17 protein-coding genes and 3 pseudogenes are annotated in these 21,497 nt (G+C 56.8%); 12 read left to right on the forward strand and 8 right to left on the reverse strand.

The genetic code is table 11. The features are described from left to right. Window positions 1-72: 72 nt before the first annotated feature. From ABIA40_RS01120 to ABIA40_RS01130, 3 genes are read right to left on the reverse strand one after another with little or no spacing between them, the layout of a single operon-like run. Window positions 73-1,245 (reverse strand): trypsin-like serine peptidase, encoded by a 1,173-nt coding sequence (locus ABIA40_RS01120; protein ID WP_404538314.1) that lies wholly within the window; start codon window positions 1,243-1,245, stop codon window positions 73-75. Further along, window positions 1,242-3,341, reverse strand: a complete 2,100-nt coding sequence (locus ABIA40_RS01125) for a S8 family serine peptidase (protein ID WP_404538316.1) — start codon at window positions 3,339-3,341, stop codon at window positions 1,242-1,244. The genes ABIA40_RS01120 and ABIA40_RS01125 overlap by 4 nt, the downstream gene beginning before the upstream one ends. Further along, the gene (locus ABIA40_RS01130; RefSeq protein WP_404538319.1) at window positions 3,323-4,195 is read right to left on the reverse strand and encodes a hypothetical protein; all 873 of its coding nucleotides are present in this window, start codon (window positions 4,193-4,195) and stop codon (window positions 3,323-3,325) included. The genes ABIA40_RS01125 and ABIA40_RS01130 overlap by 19 nt, the downstream gene beginning before the upstream one ends. A 236-nt stretch (window positions 4,196-4,431) precedes the next feature. On the opposite strand from ABIA40_RS01130, the gene ABIA40_RS01135 reads away from it, so the two are divergent. Continuing rightward, entirely contained in the window at window positions 4,432-5,340 is a 909-nt protein-coding gene (locus ABIA40_RS01135) for a hypothetical protein (protein ID WP_370157610.1), read from the forward strand. Window positions 5,341-5,490: 150 nt separating this feature from the next. Next, window positions 5,491-5,600 (forward strand): annotated as a pseudogene (locus ABIA40_RS01140) (3'-5' exonuclease); the annotation flags it as partial. Window positions 5,601-5,613: 13 nt separating this feature from the next. On the opposite strand, the pseudogene ABIA40_RS01145 reads toward ABIA40_RS01140, so the two are convergent. The 3 genes and pseudogenes from ABIA40_RS01145 to ABIA40_RS01155 all read right to left on the reverse strand — a co-directional run. Continuing rightward, window positions 5,614-6,333, reverse strand: a pseudogene (locus tag ABIA40_RS01145) (hypothetical protein); the annotation flags it as partial. A gap of 151 nt (window positions 6,334-6,484) precedes the next feature. After that, the gene (locus ABIA40_RS01150) at window positions 6,485-7,006 is read right to left on the reverse strand and encodes an ImmA/IrrE family metallo-endopeptidase (protein WP_370157611.1); all 522 of its coding nucleotides are present in this window, start codon (window positions 7,004-7,006) and stop codon (window positions 6,485-6,487) included. Further along, entirely contained in the window at window positions 7,003-7,302 is a 300-nt protein-coding gene (locus ABIA40_RS01155) for a helix-turn-helix domain-containing protein (RefSeq protein WP_370157612.1), read from the reverse strand. Before ABIA40_RS01155 ends, ABIA40_RS01150 begins: the two co-directional genes overlap by 4 nt. A gap of 149 nt (window positions 7,303-7,451) precedes the next feature. Between ABIA40_RS01155 and ABIA40_RS01160 the strand changes: the two genes are divergently transcribed. The 4 genes from ABIA40_RS01160 to ABIA40_RS01175 are packed head-to-tail and all read left to right on the forward strand — an operon-like array spanning window position 7,452 to window position 10,204. Further along, window positions 7,452-7,952 (forward strand): hypothetical protein, encoded by a 501-nt coding sequence (locus tag ABIA40_RS01160; RefSeq protein ID WP_370157613.1) that lies wholly within the window; start codon window positions 7,452-7,454, stop codon window positions 7,950-7,952. Next, window positions 7,949-8,440 (forward strand): hypothetical protein, encoded by a 492-nt coding sequence (locus tag ABIA40_RS01165; protein WP_404538324.1) that lies wholly within the window; start codon window positions 7,949-7,951, stop codon window positions 8,438-8,440. The genes ABIA40_RS01160 and ABIA40_RS01165 overlap by 4 nt, the downstream gene beginning before the upstream one ends. Further along, window positions 8,358-8,879, forward strand: coding sequence for a Mov34/MPN/PAD-1 family protein (locus tag ABIA40_RS01170; RefSeq protein WP_370157615.1), 522 nt, complete (start codon window positions 8,358-8,360; stop codon window positions 8,877-8,879). The genes ABIA40_RS01165 and ABIA40_RS01170 overlap by 83 nt, the downstream gene beginning before the upstream one ends. Further along, a complete protein-coding gene (locus tag ABIA40_RS01175; protein ID WP_404538327.1) occupies window positions 8,876-10,204 on the forward strand; it encodes a hypothetical protein in 1,329 nt (442 codons plus the stop codon). Before ABIA40_RS01170 ends, ABIA40_RS01175 begins: the two co-directional genes overlap by 4 nt. Before the next feature lie 6 nt (window positions 10,205-10,210). Here the strand turns inward: ABIA40_RS01175 and ABIA40_RS01180 are convergent, their stop codons facing one another. Together ABIA40_RS01180 and ABIA40_RS01185 are read right to left on the reverse strand one after the other, a co-directional pair. Then, window positions 10,211-11,836 (reverse strand): hypothetical protein, encoded by a 1,626-nt coding sequence (locus ABIA40_RS01180; protein ID WP_404538330.1) that lies wholly within the window; start codon window positions 11,834-11,836, stop codon window positions 10,211-10,213. 50 nt (window positions 11,837-11,886) lie between these two features. After that, window positions 11,887-12,099 (reverse strand): hypothetical protein, encoded by a 213-nt coding sequence (locus tag ABIA40_RS01185; protein WP_370157618.1) that lies wholly within the window; start codon window positions 12,097-12,099, stop codon window positions 11,887-11,889. A 176-nt stretch (window positions 12,100-12,275) separates the two neighbouring features. On the opposite strand from ABIA40_RS01185, the gene ABIA40_RS01190 reads away from it, so the two are divergent. The 6 genes and pseudogenes from ABIA40_RS01190 to ABIA40_RS01215 all read left to right on the forward strand — a co-directional run bounded on the left by ABIA40_RS01190 (window position 12,276) and on the right by ABIA40_RS01215 (window position 20,910). Then, a complete protein-coding gene (locus ABIA40_RS01190; protein ID WP_404538333.1) occupies window positions 12,276-12,461 on the forward strand; it encodes a hypothetical protein in 186 nt (61 codons plus the stop codon). 1 nt (window position 12,462) lies between these two features. Next, on the forward strand, window positions 12,463-13,023 hold the full coding sequence (locus tag ABIA40_RS01195; RefSeq protein ID WP_404538336.1) for a hypothetical protein: 561 nt from the start codon (window positions 12,463-12,465) through the stop codon (window positions 13,021-13,023). A 1,118-nt stretch (window positions 13,024-14,141) separates the two neighbouring features. Further along, window positions 14,142-14,667: pseudogene (locus tag ABIA40_RS01200) on the forward strand (EAL domain-containing protein); the annotation flags it as partial. 1,933 nt (window positions 14,668-16,600) lie between these two features. Beyond that, window positions 16,601-17,482, forward strand: a complete 882-nt coding sequence (locus tag ABIA40_RS01205) for a TauD/TfdA dioxygenase family protein (protein WP_404538339.1) — start codon at window positions 16,601-16,603, stop codon at window positions 17,480-17,482. A gap of 1,350 nt (window positions 17,483-18,832) precedes the next feature. Beyond that, the gene (locus ABIA40_RS01210) at window positions 18,833-19,927 is read left to right on the forward strand and encodes a KamA family radical SAM protein (RefSeq protein WP_404538342.1); all 1,095 of its coding nucleotides are present in this window, start codon (window positions 18,833-18,835) and stop codon (window positions 19,925-19,927) included. A 122-nt stretch (window positions 19,928-20,049) separates the two neighbouring features. Then, window positions 20,050-20,910, forward strand: a complete 861-nt coding sequence (locus ABIA40_RS01215) for a MaoC/PaaZ C-terminal domain-containing protein (protein ID WP_404538345.1) — start codon at window positions 20,050-20,052, stop codon at window positions 20,908-20,910. Window positions 20,911-21,497: the final 587 nt, after the last annotated feature.

Consider the following 21,497-nt stretch of genomic DNA (forward strand, 5'->3'; position numbering starts at 1 on the left):
ATTGCTGCTCGAAGTCTCGAACGGACCTAACGTTCACCTCACCTTTCAAACTTGGAGGCTGCTGCTCGCGTATTATTTTATTTGAACCCCTACCAACTCCGGTTTCGACGCGAGAAATTCGATGAGCCTTCCGACGTTAACGGCCTTATTAATCATGTCGCATTTGCCCTGCGTGTCCTTTTCGAAGCCGAGATGATGGATGCCGACAACGAACCCATCGTCATCCAAAATCGGTGCTCCGGAGCTACCGCCTTCGGTATCACATAGGTGCGCAAAATCGGTTTCGAGGTTGACAGTGTCTATTCCTGCCGCGGCATCGGTGATGCCCTTGCAGTTCAACGAAATCTGCTTCGGAAGAGAGGCCGGGTGGTGGATGATAGATACACGTTCGTCCTTGAGCGGCTTTTTGCGGAGCGCGAGCGCCTTCGGTGGGGCGTCGGTTTGGGTGGTGGAGAGCTCGAGCACAGCGAGATCGTTCGCCGGGTCCCGCATTGCGCTCCGGCATCCGAACTCCCTTTTGACGAGGTCGCCATCCCAAGAAAAATCAACAACGGCCGTCTCGCATACTCCGCCGGACCAGCGATCGTCGATCGTCCATGGACCGCCGCAATGGTCGTTCGTCACGAAAAGCAATTTCGGCGAATTGGCGATCAAAAAGCCGCTACAACTCCAGACCTTAAACCCATTCAGATTCGAGCCGGAGTGCGCTACGAACATTCCGACCGCGTCGCCTTTCCTTCGGTGAAGCGTATCGACGTTCTCCAGTGGGGACTCGAAAAGATCAATCCAGGCTTCCTTGGGGCCTTGTATGGAATAATACGGGCGTTTCGCCGTCGCCGACATTGCGATATATTCAGTCAATCGCACCTTGGCCGCCGGATCGCTGCTGTCAAGGAAGAAATAGAGCTCGTTGACCGGCAGGCGCTCGGTCCAAACCGGATGACCCTGAACTACGGCAGAAGACGAGATGGATTGCAGCGGACGGCCTTTGACGTCCCTGATCGTCAACACCCAATCAGCGCCAGGATATTCCGGTTTTACAGCTACCCGAATCCATCGAATGTCCTTCGGTAGCGTCAGAGCGGTCGGTGCCGCCGATGGTTGGACGTTCTTGCCCCATATCGTGTTGACGCCGAACTCCGTCGCCATTTTCGGCACATCCTCGCAAGGTGATGATGCATGCGATGGATGAATCGCCACCGATAAGGCGACAAGCACGGGGCTGAGGCGACCGGACAGCTTCATCGGCAACCTTGGAAAGCCGGTGGGACACTGCCGCCGGCCAGGCCGGGGATGAGAGTTTCGATCTCGTCGATCATAATCGGCCTCGAAGGCAGATCGCCCGAGCCATCGACATAAAACAATGGTTTCTCGGGAGTCCAAGGGCCGTCCGGGACGAGTCGAACTAACGGGGAAGTCAGGTTCGGCTCGCCTTGTTTCAATTGATATCTGACCCGCCAGCCGGTCTGTCCTTCGATAATCTGCTTGTAAACGGCACGGACACGTTTGACGGAGATAGGACCAATTTCCAAGGCCTCATCGTCTGCGACACTCTTCAACCGAATGCTCTCTGTGCAGAACCAGAGATTTTTCGCGGTCTTCGCGGAGTCCCCCGCCAGCTTCACGATCTGCACGTCCGGATCGCGGAACGCGAACGTCGCGTCCACAACGCCGGCGGAAACCTTCGAGGACATGTCCTCGGTAGGCGCAGGTTTAGCTATAGCCTCGAGCCGTTGCTTGAGAAGTGCACCATTTACGTAACGTTGCGGAAAGCAGCTCGCCATTTCGGCGAGTAGGCCGGCAACCAGAGCCGTCGATTGAGACGTGCCGTACGCGAGACCGAGCCTGCTCGCGTCGATCGTCGACGGGATTTGACGCATGCCAGAGCCCCCGGGCGCCGCGACCGTAACCAATCCCTCTGTAGAGTAATTCGCCCAGTTGGATATCGACGCGTCGGTTCCGTGACAGTTCTCGCACGAGGTGACGACGACTATGTTTTGTTGGTCCCCTAGATTCATTGGAGAATCGGTCGTTTTTCGACCAATGTCGACCACCGTGTCCTGTTGACCGGCCGCCACTACCCAAATCCCCCGGCTTGACAAGATGTCTTCGACTTGCGGAGGCTTGTGTCTTCGGGTTTCGGTCGTCGCTATCGAATAGTCGTTCTTGAATTTTCCTGCGTACACGTAAATCTTCAAGCCGGACAAGTTCGCCTTCGCATCCAGCATTTTCTTTATCGCCGTGTCGGCTATCGCTTGGCTGTCCAGCGATACATTAGGGGCGAGGCCCTTAAAGCCGGTTACGGCGCCGGCGCTAACCATAATCCCGGCAAGATGCGTCCCGTGGTGTTTCGCCGCGTCGTATTTCTTGAAAGGGCACCATTTTTCCGCGGGCACGGCGTTCGGCTTGCGCAACGAGCCGATGAGATCTTGGTGAAGGTCGACCGGCTGATCCACGAGAACGATCTCTGGGCAGTTCGGAGTTCCCGGTTTCGAGCAGGCTGCCGAGCAGGTTGGGTTGTCAGTCGCGTTGAGAAGAGAGATGTAAGGAGGAGCCGCCGTAGCCGGGATCGGCGGTGCATTGCAGCTTTCAGCCCAATCTATCGGCGTGTTGCTGTACTTCGGACCGATGGTCGGATTACTTTCTTTCGCCACTGCCCGCGTCTCGAACCGATCGATATCCTTGTTGAATTTTTCGACGCCTTCGACCCATTTGTAGTTTTCTGGGCTCGTAGGCACCTTCAATTCCACGGCGACGCCTTCGAATCCGAGCGTGCGTTGATTACCGGCGGCTTTCTCGCCGGTCTTCCGATACTTCCATAGCTCCCTGACTTTGACTAACCGGTCCAGATCTTCCGGATTCGCACTGTCGAACGCGGCACGCCACGGTACCGACTTCGTTATCGGCAAGTCGGGATAGAGGACCGTCTGGCCGATCGGCGAGGGTGAGGGGAGGGTAGGATTGAGTTGCCGAATGATTTCCTTCATTCCGTCCGAACATCCAAGGTGATATTTGTCGAACTGAAGCCGTCGCAACACCGCGTTGCACGGATCTTGGCCCTTTTCGAGCGTGAGTCTACTCGTCGGAACCTCGCCGGTCTTCATTAGCGTGAGTACCGTTTTGGCCCAGTCCGCCGAAGGATCTTTGCCCAGAAACTCGATCTGGAAGGACGACCCTTCGTTTTTTTCGACGCTGGTCTGAGAAGTCCCTGACGTCTTACCTCCATCCGTCTGACAGAAGGAGTGCTTGACGTTCACGACAAAAAGCAACATTGCCACTAGGATCGCAGCACGCATCGCGCCCTCACTTGCCGGCTTTTCTGCTAATTGCTGACCGGACATGCTTTGCCCGTTTGATACAGGCAACGGTGACCGCGTCTATCGGTATCTCGCAATGCGAGGTCGAGGCTTCCTTTTCCGCCGCAGAAATAGTGCATGACCGAGTTTGCCGTGTAAGGCGTGATCGGCTTCCAATTCGATCCTTCCATGGCACACCCAGGAATATTGGCGATGTGTTCGTGCCTGTAACCCAAGATATGACCGATTTCGTGCCTCAACACACCGACAGGATCGAACTGCAAGTCGGGCGCGAGGAATGACTTATAGACGTACAAGACCCTGTCGCTGGGCGGAGAGCTCGGAAAGAACGCCATTGCGATCGTCCCGTCCGAGGCCGGTTCGTATCTGATTCTGAAGAACGGATTCTCGGACACCTCGGTGAACGTAATCCCGCAGTCTGAGCAAGCGGCCACCCAATCATCCGCTGCAGCCCTGAACTTTGCTCGCGTGAACTGGAGGTTCTCGGCAGAGGGAAACGAGTTTCCGTCGAAACTGTATGTTAGTTTTCGCTGCTCAGGAGTCTTCCAGTAGTCGAACTTGCCGCCGATGAGGTTGACGATGAGTTCGTCCGACCTCGAATTGGCAATATCCGGGCTTTTAAGCGACTTCAGGTAATCGACGATCTCCTCGCGTGCGATCGGAATATCGCCTTCGACGACATAGCGTCCGGATCCCGGCGGCGACTCGATCAAGACTTTCAGAAGGCTTTCTACTTTCGCCGGATTTGACGGTTCGGCGACGGCTTCCTGCAGGACACGACGGGTAATATCCGTGGAGCTTTCGACATCGGCGAAAGCTACTGAGCAACCAAAAAAGGCTGACAACGCGGAGAAACTTCCGGCGAATATTTTGAGCATAGGAATACCTTCTACGGCTGCTAACTATCAGCCGTTCAAAAACGTTGATCAAAAAATGGCGAATACAGCCGCAGGCTAGATCGCATGCTGGAACACGTCAAGGTGGTGGCATGAGGTTTCTGATCTTGCGGCGCCGCGAAATGAAGGCGACCGCCATCCCGGATATCCGGCGGGTTATTCCTCTTGTGATCTCGCACTGGTTGTGACAGGCTAAGTGCTTCTGGGGGGCTACTTCGATGTTCAAGCGACTTTTGCTGGCGCCGTTCTGCGCCTTGTTTTCCTCGTGCGCGACGATGCCGACAGAGGCGATTGATCACGTTTCTCTTGCCGCAGTAGAAGAACGCGTGAAGTGCGAGATTGGCGCGGCGTTTCTGAAGTTGAAGGATGACAAGCGATTTCCAGACTTGAGCACTTGGGCGGCCGGTCTCACGTTGACGCTTGCGGTGGACTCAACAGGAGGAGTGACACCTGCCACTTCTTTGACCGGACCTTTCGGAAGCGTCAGCCCCCTTGATGTGAGTCTCGGCGCGTCCCTCAACGCCAAACGCACGGCGCTTCTCAACGTCTACGTGGCTTTCCTCGAAGCGGCCACCCATGCATGCCCGCCGCCCAGTCCCATTCTGTTGGAAGGGCAGCTCGGATTGGGCGATTGGATCGTGCGAGTCTTCGAGGCCCAATATATCGTCGACCAGAATTCGACGCTCCACTCTGGATTCAACAGCGAAAAATCCATTGGTTACACGATGGAATTTCTGATCACTCTCAATGCAGGGGTGACACCGAATTTCGTTTTGACGAACGCCACGAATACGAAAGTCGGGTTAGGTGTGGAATCCAAGTCGACGAACTCTGTGGACATTGCGATGGTGCAGATGGACCCCGCCGACTTTAGGAAGCGCTTCACGACGGTTGTCATCAAGGGGAAGACGGAAAAGCGGCCCAACCCGGAGTTTGGAAAATTCACGGCGGATGAGGCGCGTGCGAAGAACATAAAGGAATTCGTCGAGGTACAGGTGACGCCTGATCGTGTGGAGCGCCGCCCAGCCGGAGTGGAAGCGCGTATCGGCATCGCGACGAGATTTAAGCTCGACCAGGTTTTGCAACAGCTCAACAACAAGATCCTGATCCAGAGCCTCCGTCGTTGATGTGAGAGTCGAATTGCGTGTAGCCTAATGGGTTCTTGAACAACGCTGCGCAGATTTTGCGATCGATATCCTCTGCGTTGATTCTGAATCCGCGGCAATCGATCCCGCCCCCTGTTGTCGCCGGCGAAAGGCGTATCGCCATAGGTCCGCCAGGCGCACCGGGTGGCCGACGATTGCCACGCCTTGCTTGAGGTGCTCGCGTTTGAATTGCCGACGCGACCGGCTCGCCGGCGCTGCTGCTAGAGACCGTCGGCGGCAAAGCAACCCTGCGGGCGCCAATGCTTGCCGGAATCCCGATCGCGGGGCGGCGACGCGGTCCAGCAGCGCATCGGCCTGAACGCGCTTGTAAGCTTCCGGCTCGAGCGTCTTCAGCCGCTCGAATGCGTCCCGCAACTTTTCCAGCGCGTCCTGACGATCCTCCAAACCTGGGCGACAGGACGCGCTGGCGGGCGCCCTCGAGCAGTCGATCGGTCTCGCCATCGCCGGTCGGGAACAGCGCCCAGCCGTTTGCCTCGGCGAGCGGGGGTGGGGAGGACGCGCTGTGCCTCGCCCGACTGCGTGAGCTCGAAATGCGAGCTTGTTGCGGCGGAACAGCATCTTCACGTCGTCGGCGAAGCGCGCAAAACCCGGTTCGCGGTCCCAGCTGAGATGGTGGTGCCGGAAGAAGGAGTGATAGGGCCCTTGAACCGGTTCGCCGACCGATCTGCTGCAGAATTCAAGGACAGATCGAGAATGACGGTCGTGTCTGGTACCGCGGTCGCCGAGAGCGGCCACTCGATCCATCGCACCTCGGCCAACGGGACCCTGCGGAAGGACTGCTCGTCGCAACCGCGGGGGCCGTTGCCGTCGGGACACTGCTCGGGCAAGCGGAATCCGAACGAGCCATCCCCGATCGGGGTCTCGACCAGGCTGAACAGGCCAGCCCAGCTCGTTGATCGTGTCGATGGCAGGAGCGCGCGCTCCGTATTCGCGGTCTGTATAATAGGTCGGCATCCTGGCCGGCCATTCCCAAAGGCTTTACGGCCGTTCGGTCGTTCGGCGGAACGGCGTCACTGAATTGGACCGAGGTGGAAGCTGGGCGGGCGCGGATTCCCCAACCCGGGACGTTATTCTCTCAGTCTCCTAGGCGTCGCCCCCTCCCAGCCTACTTCGGCGAAAATAGCGACGTTAGCCTTACTATCATTGCCTGTTTGCTGACTTGGTAGCGTTCGGCCAAAGCGTCGATGCGCGCCTCATTTTCCAGATCGAGAGTGTAGCCGGCAACGTCAAGCCTAATCCATTGCGCTGGGATCAATAGATTGGCTGCGAAGGCATTGGCTTCGATCTCCTCGACGTCTTCAGCGGTCGCCGAGCGCGCGTCTCTCAGGTTAATTCTGAAGACCTGATCGACATGAACCTCTGCTCCCTTATGGAGAGCGAGATGGCCTAGTTCATGGGCAATTGTGAAGCGCTTACGCAGAGGGTGATGCGACTTGTTGACCGCGATTACCTTGCGGCCGTTCCCCCGAAAAAGTATTCCCGACGCATCGTCGTCGAGCTCTACTTCCCGGATCTCTGCACCCAGCAAGTCCGCTACTAGATCGAGCGAAACCGGTGGAGAATTCTGGCCCTCAAGAAGCTCTGCAGCCTTGCGGCGTACGCGTGCGTAGCCGATGCGAGGCATCATTTATCCGACCTTGATTTCTCGCTCTTCAGCATCTCCACGACGCGCGCTACGTCCTGCCGCATGGTGGGATCCGATTGCGACTGCGGTGACGGCATAAGTTCGGAAGGTTTCGCGTCCAGAGCATCCGCGATCTCAATCAGCTGATGCAGCAGCACCCGCTGCCGTCCCTTCTCGATATTCGTAATCGACGCGCGTGAGAGCTGGACCCGGCGAGCAAGCTCTTCCTGGGTCACGCTGCGGGTTTCTCGGAGCTCCCGGACTCGGTCTCCGAACAGACGATAAAGGTTTGAATCCATGCCTTATTCTACACCGTCAAAAGCAAACTTCAAGAAATGTTTGTTTTACCAACGGTTTATAATACATCTGAACACGCAATGTTTGCATTATTGACATTTAGGAAATGCCACTGTAAAAGGTGCCCGTTCTTCAATCGCGGAGCACTGAAATGGACAACCAAGTTGATTCGCACGAACTGGTTCTGGCCATCGAGGGGGAGCGCGGACCCCGTCAGATCCAGGTGTCACGCAGCGCGACCGCCAAGGAGGTCATCGAAGCGGTCGTGCTTGACACCAAGCGGACCGAGCTGACCGAGATATTCCTTGAGGATGTGGAAGAGTGTCTCGTCGAGGAGCACCGGGTTGTTGAACTCGTGATGGAGGAATTCCGGCTCATTCACGTCGCCTCCAAAGGCAAGATTACCGTTACGGTGGTCTACAACTCTCGCCAAGTTCACCGAGATTTCGCTCCAAGCGTTACGATCGAAACGATCATTGCATGGGCGATCTCGCCTTCAGCACTCAACCTCGAAGGCGTGCCGGCAGAGTACCAGCTGAAGCTCGGCTCAGAAGTCCTGCCGCCGGACCTCCACCTTGGCCAAGTCGCCAAAGGCGAGAAGAAGATCGCCTTTTCGCTCGTGTTCCGCATCAAGCCGCAAGGTGCCTCATGACCCCGGATCATGCGGCTCTCCGCGCGGACATAGACAGCCTCACGTTCAAACTTGGTTCGAAGCGAGGAAAGTGGGGACTAGAAGCTCTCGAGTTTCCTATTGCCTATTTCACCATTGCGGCGCCGAAGCGCGAGCAAGGACCGAAGCGCTTTCTGCTTCGGGTCGACTGCCGAAGTTATCCGGCCCTCGCACCGACCTCCCAATTGTGGGACGGCCGGACCGATACAGCATTGAGCGTTGATCAGCGGCCCATGGGAAGGACAGGTGTGCTGGTGGCCTTCACGCCGTGGAACGCATGTCTCTACCATCCGGTCGATCGCATCGCTCGGGACCACTGGCCGAACCAGTTCGAAGAACTCACCTGGAAGTCCGGCTCAACTATCGTGACACTTTTGGAAATAGTCCATGGTCTTATCAATAATCCGGACTATTTGGTCTCTACTGCGCCCGACGCCGCGGCTGCGCTGCGACGAACGCTTGTGGCGTGAGATTCTCCGAGAACTGCGCGTCCGCGGGCAAGGGCGTCGCGAGAGCGGAGGATTCCTCTTAGGCAGAGTGGAAGGTGAGACCAAAATCATCACCTCCTTTCTGCCATACGACGCGGTTGATCCGCATTGTCTCCAAGGAATCATCATTTTCGATGGATCGCGCATGGACGACGTGTGGCGGATCTGCGAACAGCAAGGATGTAGCGTAGTCGCTGACGTTCATACTCATCCAGGGGCGTCATATCGCCAAAGCGATGTCGATCAGAGCCATCCGATGATACCCGAGCGCGGGCATCTCGCACTAATCGTGCCGAATTATGCCAATCGGGATTACATGCCAGGCGAATTTGGCATCCATGAATACAGAGGCCGTGGCGATGGGTGGTCCGACCTAAGCTCACTCGGGCGAAAGCTCTTCCGGGTTAGGAGGTTTGCATGACGTCAAATATCGAAGCAGACCGCGGATCCCAACTGCTGCTGGCGGTCCTTCCAGATATGGATCTGCAGGGCGCTAGAATGGCCCTCGATCGCGCCTCGCTCGAAATCATCATCGACGACGATGTCGAGCAGACCGCATGGGCTCAGGCCTGCGCGATCGCGATCGCGGCGTGCGGTAGCAAGATGTTTCGAAGAGGTGTCTTTCTTTCACGCCAGCCTGAATGTGAGACGGTTGTCGGGAACGGGCTGCCGAGATTGTTCAAGCGCGCACTCCTTGAAGCGGGTTGTCGGAAGCAGCCGGCCCCCGCCCATGCCTTTCGCATTTGCGTAGGCACGAAGGGGGCGGGCCACATCTATGTGTCCGCCAGCGGTTGGAAAGCGATCGTCGGCCCGAAGCCCGTCGCCACGACCTCGCCGGGAAACGAGCTCAGCGGCATTTTCGCCGGTGCGGCATCGACAGCCATTGCATTTCGAACATCCGTCCTGTCTGATCCCATCGCAGCTCGAAGAATGCTCGAATATGATCTGTGGCAGCCCCAGGAACAGTTGTCGCCTGCATCGGCAGAACTGCGCACCCTCCCGGCTGATTTATGGTTGCTTGGAATGGGAAACCTGGGGCAAGCGACGCTCTTTACGCTGGGCTTGCTTCCCTATCGGGACACGTCGCAAGTCCGCTTGTTACTAAACGATCCGGATATCTGTTGCTGGGAGAACTTGGGCGTCCAGCTTCTTACACAGCCGAACTGGATTGGTCGAACGAAGGTCAGGTGTGCTGCAGATTGGGCTGAACGCGTTGGTTTTCGTACGATTCTGAACGAACGCAAATTTCTGGCGACCTCCAGACCCGATCAAGATGAGCCGCGAGTCGCGCTTGTTGGCGTCGACAATTTGAATGCACGGCGCTTCGCTGCCTCCGCAGAGTTTGATCTGCTCATTGATGCCGGACTTGGCTCGACGGCGAACGAGGCCTTCGACGTGCGATTGCATGCCTTTCCTGGCTCGAGAATGCCACTCGACGCTTGGCCGGAAGCGGAACCTTCCGAGCGGGTCGGCGAGGGGAATGTAGTCAAGCGCGGAAATATTCAGTCTCTCGTTCGAGCTGGGGTTTTGGACGAGTGCGGCGCTATCATGATAGAAAATCAGCCGGTCGGCGTGCCGTGCACGGCTCTTGCAGCGGCAGCAATGCAGGTAGCTCAATTATGCCGCGCGATAGAGACCGGCTCCTGCTGTGAAATGGTCGATTTTGATCTCGTTAACTCAAAGAGAGCAGTCAGTCAGGTCATGGGCCGGCCCGTCTCGCCGATCGTCGCTTGCCCAGCACGTTAGCGGTCACTAGGCAACGGTCCTGGTTCGGCCGAGATACTCGATGTTCGTATCGAAGCTGACCATACTTTCGGCGGGGACTTCTTGGATATCTCCGTTGTCCGCGATCGGATTGACGTCGCGGTGCACGATGAAGTGCGGAAATTGGGCGATCAAGAGATCGTTGTTGTAGTCTGTGCTGCTCGTTGCATTGAGGACGAAATGTCCGACTACAGGCCTAGCCCCGGTGCGCCGCTCCTGCTTGGACGACCTGTCGATCAGTTCTGTGACCCAAATAAAGTGTGGAAGCGCGCGAGAAACGATCTCGCTTTTCATCGGTTCGTTCATCTCGCTTGCGCTGATGTGGCGTCGGTAGCGAGCGGCCGTAGTCAAGTACGTCCGCTGTATCCAGCGCCCTGCGGCAAATCCGTCAAAGAACGCTCGGATGTTGGCCGCAGCTGTGGAGTTGCCATTGCCTACGGCCTTCACGATCTGATCAGAAACGTAGCTCGTCGTCTTGATAAAGTCTCTCACGACGATGTCAGCGTTCTCGGCCCGTAGGAAAACGCGTGACGGCAACGGTACGAACATGTGAGAGACGTTTTCCTCCACCGTGAGGATGTTTTGCTGCCACTTCATGAGGCGCGCTGAAGGCAGATGTTCGATATCGTCTACGCTGAGAGGCAGTACTCGATAGGGTCCCCTCTGATCATCGTGTACGATCAATCCGCGAGCGAAAACAGCGTGTGTGCCTCCGTCGCGGACGGCTTTGCCAGGTACTTCGACGTAGCCCACGGCACAGATCGCATGACCCATGTCCGCCATGGCGATTACAACCGGCAACCCCGAATCAAGGTAGCGGTGAATGACTTCCGGGGCATTGATGGTCGCAGCAACCTGTTGGCCGCTGTCGAGCTCCTTGAAGAGCATATGGAGTGGCTGGTGCCCCATGCCACGCAACGCACGGATCATGTGCATGGGATTCAGCCCCTCGGATCCGGCAGGAAGCGATCTGCTAAGTTCTGAGTCCGTCGGGTTGATCGCTAGGTTGGTGATCTCCGCAATTGTGTACGAGCTCGTTCGTCGGTGCCGGGTCTCGACTGCTCGTCCTGCCATCCAGATTGCGGCCTGCGCGCAAGCACCGAGCCGCATGTCCTGTTGAATGAAGGGTGCTCCGGTTACCTTCACCCGAACCCCAAGAACGTGAGACTCGAAATCTGCACGCGCCGCCGGCCTGACGGTAAGCTTTCCGATCGACGGAAAGCGGAGAACGGTTCTGCCAATCGGGCCTTGCGCGATAGGCCTGATCACCACGAACCCGCAATAGTTCTTGTCCTTGGCCGCGAGGCGTTCAAGCTCGATGACCTGCTTGGAAAGAGGAAGCTCGAACAGTTTGCTGATGTCTGTCCGGAAAAAATGGATGCGCTTGGTGCCTCTCGCATGGGCCTTGAAGGCACCGGCGTAGAAGCTCAGATAGTCGGATGTATAGTCACGGTCGGTGTACGGGGATTCTACAATCGCGTAATTTGCCCCGAGCTCGATGAGGTGGTCGAGCAGAGCATCCACGCTGGCGTTAGACCTATCGCCTGCAATCTGTTGGCGCAGCGAATGTGCGCCTTGCGGCGTAAGCACTACGCCCTTTAGAATCACGCGCATTCCACACTTATACCGTGCAGAACAAAAAAGGGGTTAACGGATCCTAAAATCTACCGGAAAGCGAAGCGGGTGGCGGTCGTCACAACGCGCTGCGCGCGCGCGTCCGTCTGCTCGATCTGCTCGAGAGCGGTCTCGGACACCGATCCCTTAAACCCGAGCTGTCGCATGTCCACGCGCCGGGCGTCTTCCGATTCTGGGTTGAGCACTTTCACGATCGAGGTCTCGGCGCTGGCCTTTTTGGGATCCGAAGCTGGCGGGGTCATCGGCTACCTTCCGCGAGTGGCTGTCGCGAATTCCGTAAACTAAGTGCATACTGCCGCGAATTGTGCAACCCTGGCGTAAAGCAAAGGTTGAATCCAACCGACCGCGCTTGCCGATGTTCCAAAAAATATGCCGCCAGGGGCTTGGAAATTGCGAGCAACTTGCTTAGAATGTTTATATGGCAAACAAAATTCCCTCCAGCATGCCGCTGTTCGGTAACGCCACACCGCAAGAGGTGAAGGCGATCCGAACCGAGATTGAGGCATTCACGGACCGGGCCGCCCGAAATCGGGACGAGGCGCAGAAGATGCTCGAGCGCCTGGGCATCGCGCGGGCCGAAGAGCGCCCCAAATCGAAGGGCTGACGTGCGGCGCACGGTTACCGGGTTCGTCCTTGCCTATCACGGCTGTGACAGGTCCATCGCAGAAAAGCTCCTCGGGGGTTCTCCGTTTGAAGCCAGCACGAATAACTACGATTGGTTGGGCGCAGGCGCATACTTCTGGGAGAACGACCCGCTTCGAGCGATGCGATGGGCTGAGAAGCTTAGAGATTGTCCCGGAAAGAACGGGAAAATAAAAGACCCCGCCATAGTGGGGGCGGTCATCGATCTGGGCCTATGCCTCGACTTGACCACGCAGTCCTCCTTGGACGTCATCCGAACGGCCTACGACGGACTTGTGAAAGTGTCCGAGGTAGCAAAGCAGGCATTGCCCAAAAATATCGATGAACTTCGTCGGCCGCTCGATTGCGCTGCCATCAACTATCTGTACGAGTCCTTGCCGAAGCCGAAGTTTCAGACCGTGAGGGGTATGTTTATCGAGGGTGGCCCGCTCTACCCTGGCGCCTTCATTCAGCGCGAAACGCATGTGCAGATAGCGGTGCGCGACTTGTCGTGCATCCAAGGCGTTTTTCGTCCGTCAGCCTAGTGTCACCGACACGCATTACGTACGCGATCAGCGAGGTTTCGTCGGCATATCTATCTGCAATCTCGGCGTGACCGGTCGGATCCTTGTATTTGCTGCCGGTCGATAGTCGCACCAAGGTATCAGCAAGTTCTCGCAGGTCGCGCTTTCGGCCCGCGGCCAGATGTATCTGATCGGCAATGTACCTTGCTGTCCATCTTTGCTAGGGGGTAATCCTGATAGTCAGACCGGGTAATCCTGATAGTCAGACCCACTGTCTTCTGGTCTCGCCATTCCGCCACCTTTCCGGCAATGGCTTTGCTTGTGCTCTAGGAGAGAGCGCTCTGAACGTCGAAGTCGTTGAGGGGTTTCACCTCCCGCTCATATTTGGTCTTTTCTGACACCGGCCCCCCAAAAAGGATCATACAAAGGTAGCTATGGGAAAGGCGCTCAAAATGCGATGGGCGTCTAACTTCTGTTTTGGGCGAAAATATCTTAATTCAATGTGTTAGCATGCCGTGAACCGAGCGAGTAAAGGTTTAGGAGGCGTTTCTACAGACGAGGGTTCGATTCCCTTCGCCGCTCCAACGATTAGCTAGTCCGCTCATCCGAGTTTTACATTCAGCGCTTTGATGGCGGCTTGCCTATCAACGTACCGCCCGATGATCCGCTCAACCGCTTCTTCATCAAGCCTAGAAATCACGGGCGGCTTAATCCCGCCGATCTAGAGTTTCGTTGCTGCGGTCGGCTTAGGTAATGAAAGGTGCAGATCCAGTCACATTCATCCTCGCATTGCTCTTGTCATCATTGAACGACGGCTGGAATCCGTTCCATGTCCATGGCCTGCGGCGTGAGCTTGTAAGGATCGTGGCTGCTCGTCATGGCATTAGGGCAAGTAGCTCATTCAAGGCGCCATAGCGCGGAATGTACACTGAGCTTGCGATTGCTCTTGCTTCTCGGCAATTCGATCGCGAATTCGCCGACGTGCGTCCAGCACAAGCGCAGCAACTAACCCGGGCGTATGCCGCAGGACCGACGGCCCAACCTACTTAATCGGAAGTATGCAAGTTGAGCTGCGCAATCTGTCCCTTGATGCCCTCGCATGGATTGACGGTTGAGCTCTGGTCAGTCGAAAATCGATGCGCGCTCTGGTTTGCCGCGGCGCCGAGGCAATGGTGCGAATGCGCACCCGACCTGCGGCGTGATCCCGTCAGCCTATTTCCTCCGGAGGGGCACCATCCATATTTCTGCGACTTGTCCGAGTTCGTGATTGAGCGGGCCCTGCAGAATAGGCATTATGGAACCGCAGAGCCTGGTCGATCTATCGGTCAACCTGCCGGCACCGTATCTGAGAAAGCCGCAGGCCGTCCGCGATCTCTGCCGCCGGATGCCGATGCATCCAAGCCTTGGGTGGGTTGACGATTGAGATCGCCAGCTTTGAGGCGATCCGCGACCTCGATTTCCTAGCCGAGATCGCTCCACATAGTCAGCTCGCCCAAGGCTACGGCGCCCACGCCGTCGCGGAAGGGGTCGAGAGCGGGGCCGATCTGATGATTGTGGAGCGAGCTCGGGTTCGACCTCGTCCAGGGTTATCTGTTCGGCAAGCCGATGCCGCTGAAGAAGTTTGCTAGAAGCGCTTTGACACGGACCGTGATGGAGCAGGAGTGAGGGCGGGAAGGCTCGCACATAACGCCGCGCAAAGAACACGCAAGACGACCATCAGCGCTGCCGCGGCGAGTCCAGGCAACCGGCTCCTGCCGCTGTGTAAGGCACGCGATTGGTCGATGCTCGCACGTATTTGCGCCAAAGACATGTAGCTTCAGTGTGCCCATTGTCGACAACTGAACGAGTATCCACGTATCCTCATCTAAGTTGCGGGTACGTCATGCGACGCAGCTGTTCGAACGCTGAGATCATACGCCTATATGGAATTGGGCGGCGCGCTCGTGGAAAAGCTTGGGCTGGTGCGACGTTTTCGCAGGTCTGGAGCCGGGTGACAACCTAACATCCCATGCCTCGCGCCCGGCGATTGAGTTTGCCCGGTCAAAATTTCCTCATCGTCGAACTGCTCGCCTCAAGCCGGTGTCCCCGAGTTATCGGCGGGTTCACAGGCGCCTTGCGCCGGCGCATGCTCACCCTCCAGCGAATGCTGTAACTATGACACTGACAAGCCAATAATAGTAAGTTCATTCGTATGCACCGAGCCGATCCTTCCACTGCCCGCTTCAGTCCTGGTGAACATGAGTGCGTGTCTGCTTCAGTATCGAAGCCAGATCGAGTTTGAAATTACTTGAGGCCCCTTCGTGTTCGACGGCGTCTCGGCTGCGCTGCTTCCGGACGCTGCGCCGCCGCTGAAACGAAAACGTGCATGTCCGACTTTATGTGAAGGTCTCGGCGCCGGTGCTGGATCCATTCCAGACAGCTGGGCTGCGAGCAAGAGCAGCGACAGCCCCTGAAAGACCAACGCTTATTGCCTGGTTCAACGCTCGTCGAGCCGCGTCCGGCAAAGTTCAGGCTGGGCTTTATGGTGGGGGTGATCGTGCGGGGTCATTTACGTGCTTCGCAAATTATCAGGTGAGTAAGAGACCGCGATCGTAAGGAGAGGACTCCCGGCTTACGATCTGAAATCCGACGTGGCGTTCAATGTCGTGTGGCTCATAGTGAGGCAAGAATAGCCGGCCGGAATTTGCGGCTTGCGGTCTGAGAACGCAAAGACGCCTTTTCGTCTCAGAGGAGCGATAATTCTGAGCGGTCGGCGCTCTGTTTCTGGTGGTGTGCTCAACTGCCACGAAGCCAAACAGCATGTACTCCGTAAGGAAAATCTTACGTCTTTGGGCAGAACCAAAAAGGAGGTCATCGCCGGGACGACCTACATTCGTGCGGAGTGCTAATTTCGAAAATCGAGGGATTGAGCCCGTTGTTTAAACTACATCGGAAGTTGCAGGCTACTGGTTTGTACGGCCCTACCGCTAGTCCAAGCCATCAGAGCAAGCCAATAGATCGGTCGGCGAAACAAGTCGCGCCATCAAAACAACTCGAGGTCGCAAACAAATAATTGTGAACCCGTTGAAGTAGTCATAAAGTTATAATACACCTATAGGTAGATAACGTGAAGCGGTCCATTCTGCCCGCTTTCGCAAGCGCAGGCCGCGAACCAGTCTCAATCTTCATCGCTCCGATGAGGCCGGGTTGGTGTGAGTGCGATCCAGTCGCTGTTGGAGGAGATTCCACGCACGAGCTCTTAGACGAAGCGAACGTCACGCAAGCTCGAAAAGAAAGCTGGTTTCGTTTCATGGACTGGACATGTGTTGCGTCTATGATCTGCACTGTTGATCAGGCGGCAGATCGATCTGGTGGCCGTATATGCGAGTGTCTTCGATGGGACGGCATTGCCGAGTCCGCCCTCAAAGGGAGTGAGATCCTAAGATGCTGGTCGTGTGTGACTTCAGCCGCCTAATTGTCGGCGCGGCGACCTCCGCGGTCAGACAATTCGGATCAGTGTCCGCAAGACGGCCTTGCCGTGTTCGCCGACCTGACACGACCATCAAACACGGGTCGTTTGAAGCAACCCACAGAGAGAGGCGCCGTCATGAGTGGCACAATGACCGTTGATAACGCCATTTCGCGAGCAGACATCGTCAAACACGCGGATCGGCTTGGTGCAGAAATCAAGAACCTCAAATTGTCGGATGACCTGCATGACGAGGTCTTCATAGCCTTCAACCGGTTGCTGCTGGAGCATAAGGTTCTCTTCTTCCGTGATCAGGGACATCTCGATGATGCCCAGCAACAACGCTTTTTGCTACGGTTCGGCTCGCTGATACCGAATCCGACAATGGTGGATACAAGGGGAGGCTTGACAGTCGAGAAGACGCTGCTTGACTGCGCCGGCAGTTATATCGAGCGAATGGAGAACGAGGTCGTCTTCTGTGCCGGCCGCCCAGCAATTTCAATGCTGTGGGGCGCAGGGATCCCACCTTTTGGCGCGGACATCGCTTGGTCGAGCAAGGCGGCCGCCTATCTTGACCTTCCCAATCCCCTGCGGATGTTGGCCGATAATCTTTGGGCTGTGAGCTACGCCGCATTTGATCTCACTGCGGCAGAGCAGGCCACCGAGGCAAACAAGTGCGCATGGGAAGCCGCATCTACGGGAATCCACGAAGCGACATATCCGATCGTTCGTGTTCATCCTGAAACCCGCGAACGTATGCTCTCGCTTGGTCGTTCCGTGCAGAACTTTGTAGGCCTGCAGCGCTATCCCAGTCAGAAACTGTTCGAACGGCTGCAATCCTACCTTGTCGCGCCGCGGAACAGCCGGCGGTGGAAATGGGAATCCGGCGACGTCGTAATCTGGGACAATCGCGCGACAGAGCCGTATCCCCTCAACAAGATCGGCAATCCTTACTTGGCCATGGACCAGCGTGCAATCGGCGCCAGCGTAGCGCATATGAAACGGCCGAAGTCACGAGCTAAAGCTGCCTAGCGCAATCAGCAGGTCCGAAATTCGTACAACTCCGGCAGCGGCCGAGTTGCTGCCCGGCATATCAACCGGAGCCGGGCCTTCTTGTGCTCAGGGCCGCTAACCGGCGCGGGCAAGCTGCTTCTTTCTTGTCCGGAGAATTGCTGAGAAGGCGCCAGCAGTCGGTGCTATTCTCGTCTCGGAGCCGAGTACAATCCGAGGCGGCCCTCGTCTATCGGTTCTAGGGCGCTGAAAAGCTGGAGCGCATCCAGCGTGGCAATGATCGAGGCGCTATTTGAGTTGAAAGCGACCGCGCACGGCGGAATAACTCTGCGGGCCCCGGCGCACCAGGGGCCTGATCATTGACCAATGTTCCAGGTGTGCGCCTCGCGCAGTTTAGGATGGCGCTGACTTCAGTTATGAGGATGCAACCGCGTGTTGGTAGAACCACGGTGAGCGCGCCCTTGCCGCGCAAAAGTCCTTGGGTTTGCGAATGTCATCTAGGCCGGATTGAGATCCGAGCTGTGGGACGGCAGAAATAGTCGGGACACGCCGGCGCTTGGCTATGGGGTATGTAGCCCCCTCGTTCGCCTGGCTCGTAAACTGTGAGGACTCACCGGGACGCTCTGGCGCACCTCGCACAAAAGGTTTCCTGGCCGTGGGTCGAGAACCACTCGGGTTGACCCGCGCGTCTAGCACGAGGCACAATCAAGCCCTTCGCAGATGAGGTCCCAAGGACCGTGGTCGTCTTCTTAGTATGGCCGTTCGACGCATGGCCATGGCGCATGCGCCGACACCGGCCCGGGGGCGAAGCGCCGGCTGTCACGGTTGTCGTCAGGTCTCATCGAAAGAAACTCAACCGGCGACCAAAATTCTCCGCATTGTGCCACGCTTTCCGGCGCTCAGCGACTTCAGGACGATGCCAGTCGCTGACCCGCGCGGTTTACTCGAGGGATCTCCTCGGCGGAGTAGAGCCGCGAGAGCATCGACTTGCCGGCTTACGCACTGTGCGGGCGAAGCAGACGTTTGGCGATCGGAGGCCGCAGTTGCAGGAGCTAATCTCGGTGTCGGGAGAACGTCGCAGCGCCCGATTGGCAAAGCTGCTTTGCCGTGCCCTCCTCAAACCGCCCAGATCATCTAAATCGGAAGAGCCTTCCTATTGGCCATGCTCGCCAAGATATAGTCATGGTTCGCCCGATTCGGGTCATCCCATTGCAATGCAGTTCGATCTGAACACGCTCTTTGACCGCAACTTAGGTCGCTGCGGGCCTCACCACACTCGGTAGGTATCGATCCACTAATGGCGCTGTATTGTAGACGAGGAAGATCGCATTGAATCTGAAACGCGTCTGATAAGCGCGGGCGAGGTGCGCAATGGAAACCACAGCTAGTCAGCTGGATTGCAGAGCACAGGAGTTAAAGTTCATCGAAGAATCTCGCGTCGTGAGCGAGAGTGAACTGCAAGTTAACAACATCACACCTTATCATGTCACAAAGTCCTATCGCGAACAGATCGTCAAGAGCGGGTACTACGATCAGCTGAAGTACATTGTCGAGCCCTCAATCCGAGAGTTCGACAGCTCAGGCACCTTGGATACGAGCGGCGAGCACGACAACACGGTCGTGCCGGGACTCCAGCACAAGTACGCCGAAACCGGCTTGTTACTGGTCACGGAACGCTGCGGTTCATATTGCCGTTACTGCTTTCGAAAGCGCATTGTGGGGAAAGTTTCGGATGAAATCGCACCCGACTTCGGCCGGGTCGCGCAATATATTGCTCGCCATCCTGAGATGACGAACGTACTCCTTTCGGGAGGTGACCCGTTCGTGCTCAGCACGTCCAATCTGAACAAGATCGTCGACCATCTGCTGCCAATAGAGCATTTGAAGTCGATCAGATTTGGTACAAAAATGCTGGCCTATGCGCCAAAGCGTTTTGATGACTCCGCCCTGCCGGCGCTATTCCAGCGTATCCACAAGGCGGGTAAATCTCCAATCATCGTCGCGCATTTCGATCACGTAGGTGAGATTTCAGCCGGCGCGGAGCGCAAAGTGCGCGCTTTGCGAGCACAGGGCGTGCAATTTCTTAATCAGTCCGTGCTTCTCGCCAAAGTCAACGATGATCCCAAGATATTGTCCGCGACATTTGCCAAATGCCACGAAATCGGAGTGCGGCCCTACTACTTATTCCAAGCGAGGCCGGTGAAGGGCGCCTCGCACTTCCAAGTCGCACTGGGGCGCGGACTAGAAATTGTGCGCGGCATCAACCAACGTCTGAGCGGAATTGAGAAGACATTTAAATATATCATGTCCCATTACACAGGAAAAATTGAGATATTGGACTTAGGACAAGATGGTCGCGTGTATATGCGATACCACCAGAATAAAGTTCCCGAGAAAATCGGTAAGATCTTTTCTCGACCGCACGTTGCGACAGCCTGCTGGCTTGATGATCTGCCCCAACAATGAGATCTGCCGCACGCGCTCCAGCGCGACGAACATGGAGCGCCTTCGGTACGCGCGCCGCCCCACGAAGCGCATTCAAGTTGAGCACCGGGCGGCACCTTGGTCTCAACGGTAGAAAGGCTCGGATGCCGATCAACTATCCCGCTGCACTGAATTTAAAGACTTGTGGGGCTCCCTATTCCTGGACAGACAGGGAGGTGCTGCTGTATGCGCTTGGAGTGGGCATGGGCTCAGATCCTCTAAATGAGAAGGAGCTGCAATTTGTCAACGAAGCATTTGCAACTTCGAAGCCCTTAAAGGTGATGCCGACGTTTGCTTCCGTCTGCGTTTGGGGCGCACGCCCCGGAGTGATTGATCTCAATCGTGTGATGGTTGTTGACGGCGAGCGGGACATCACCTTTCACAAATCAATGCCGGTCACGGCGAACGTGACTGCGGATGCGCGTGTGAGGGGAATTTATGACAAAGGTAAGGAGAAAGGAGCGATCATTCAGAACGAGGTTGTTGTCAGGGAGAGGGGCGGCGACAAGATCGTCACAATCGTTTCATCGACCTTCGCGAGGGGGGACGGCGGCTTTGGCGGGCCATCGGAGGGGATGCCCGAGCCACATCAAGTGCCCCGCCGACCACCAGATAGATCCCTCGATATCCCTACCCGACCTGACCAGGCCCTTATCTATCGTCTTTCTGGTGACCGAAACCCCTTGCATAGTGATCCGGAGTTCGCCTGTCGGGCCGGGTTTCCGAGGCCCATTCTGCACGGAATGTGCACGTATGGGTTGACCTGCAGAGCAGTCCTGCAGACCTACGCCGACTACGATCCGTCTGCCTTTCATCGTCACCGCGCCCGCTTTTCGGCGCCGGTGTTCCCGGGAGAAGTTGTTACCATCAATCTTTGGAAGGACAGTAATTCGATCTCGTTCGAAGCTTTCGTGCGAGAGCGTCAGGTTACGGTCGTCAAGAATGGGCTCACGGTGCTGCACTGAGCAGGAGGCGGACCGTTCCTCGCACCTAATCGGCTGCCAGTTTGCCGCCTATTAGCGGTTCTTGCCGACATGCAAAGATCGGAGGCAACGTCCGCATAGATCCGCCGCCGAGCGCAAATCTTACTAACCTGAGATGTGGGGAGCACTCCAATTGCGGCCTTCATCCGGGGACCATCCCGGCTGATCGCGCGCTTGCGCTTCAACAGACAGCGCGGTGGGCCCTTTCGCCGTTCTCGTAGCGAGGCAGACGCGTGGGGCGCAGGCGAAGCAGTTTAAGCTCTCTAAAGGGCAGGCTTGCAGATCTGTAGCATATGCGCGCCGAATTGCCGCTCGACTCATTGAGGATGGGCGATCAAGAACAAAAGTCCGATGCTCCGTCACTCCGATCGCGCCATCCAAGAGACTTCAACCGGTAGCGCCAAGCGCCGTAGGCCGCTGGCTTCCGGCATTAGACGAGCCGCAGAGCCGCGTGCTACGACAATACTCGGTGGAAAGCTCCTTCGTCAGGCTCAAGGGCGAACTGGTCCATCACCGCCAATATGCAATCCGCAATGATGCTGAACGCCACATCTTCACGTACATCGAGG

Source organism: Bradyrhizobium sp. USDA 223 (genome assembly GCF_044909005.1).
GTDB lineage: Bacteria > Pseudomonadota > Alphaproteobacteria > Rhizobiales > Xanthobacteraceae > Bradyrhizobium > Bradyrhizobium yuanmingense.

What these genes read in the sequence shown, in the direction of transcription:
- ABIA40_RS01120 (WP_404538314.1), bottom strand. Translation starts at nt 1,245, where the DNA reads ATGAAGCTGTCCGGTCGCCTCAGCCCCGTGCTTGTCGCCTTATCGGTG.
- ABIA40_RS01125 (WP_404538316.1), bottom strand. Translation starts at nt 3,341, where the DNA reads ATGTCCGGTCAGCAATTAGCAGAAAAGCCGGCAAGTGAGGGCGCGATG.
- ABIA40_RS01130 (WP_404538319.1), bottom strand. Translation starts at nt 4,195, where the DNA reads ATGCTCAAAATATTCGCCGGAAGTTTCTCCGCGTTGTCAGCCTTTTTT.
- ABIA40_RS01135 (WP_370157610.1), top strand. Translation starts at nt 4,432, where the DNA reads ATGTTCAAGCGACTTTTGCTGGCGCCGTTCTGCGCCTTGTTTTCCTCG.
- ABIA40_RS01150 (WP_370157611.1), bottom strand. Translation starts at nt 7,006, where the DNA reads ATGATGCCTCGCATCGGCTACGCACGCGTACGCCGCAAGGCTGCAGAG.
- ABIA40_RS01155 (WP_370157612.1), bottom strand. Translation starts at nt 7,302, where the DNA reads ATGGATTCAAACCTTTATCGTCTGTTCGGAGACCGAGTCCGGGAGCTC.
- ABIA40_RS01160 (WP_370157613.1), top strand. Translation starts at nt 7,452, where the DNA reads ATGGACAACCAAGTTGATTCGCACGAACTGGTTCTGGCCATCGAGGGG.
- ABIA40_RS01165 (WP_404538324.1), top strand. Translation starts at nt 7,949, where the DNA reads ATGACCCCGGATCATGCGGCTCTCCGCGCGGACATAGACAGCCTCACG.
- ABIA40_RS01170 (WP_370157615.1), top strand. Translation starts at nt 8,358, where the DNA reads ATGGTCTTATCAATAATCCGGACTATTTGGTCTCTACTGCGCCCGACG.
- ABIA40_RS01175 (WP_404538327.1), top strand. Translation starts at nt 8,876, where the DNA reads ATGACGTCAAATATCGAAGCAGACCGCGGATCCCAACTGCTGCTGGCG.
- ABIA40_RS01180 (WP_404538330.1), bottom strand. Translation starts at nt 11,836, where the DNA reads ATGCGCGTGATTCTAAAGGGCGTAGTGCTTACGCCGCAAGGCGCACAT.
- ABIA40_RS01185 (WP_370157618.1), bottom strand. Translation starts at nt 12,099, where the DNA reads ATGACCCCGCCAGCTTCGGATCCCAAAAAGGCCAGCGCCGAGACCTCG.
- ABIA40_RS01190 (WP_404538333.1), top strand. Translation starts at nt 12,276, where the DNA reads ATGGCAAACAAAATTCCCTCCAGCATGCCGCTGTTCGGTAACGCCACA.
- ABIA40_RS01205 (WP_404538339.1), top strand. Translation starts at nt 16,601, where the DNA reads ATGACCGTTGATAACGCCATTTCGCGAGCAGACATCGTCAAACACGCG.
- ABIA40_RS01210 (WP_404538342.1), top strand. Translation starts at nt 18,833, where the DNA reads ATGGAAACCACAGCTAGTCAGCTGGATTGCAGAGCACAGGAGTTAAAG.
- ABIA40_RS01215 (WP_404538345.1), top strand. Translation starts at nt 20,050, where the DNA reads ATGCCGATCAACTATCCCGCTGCACTGAATTTAAAGACTTGTGGGGCT.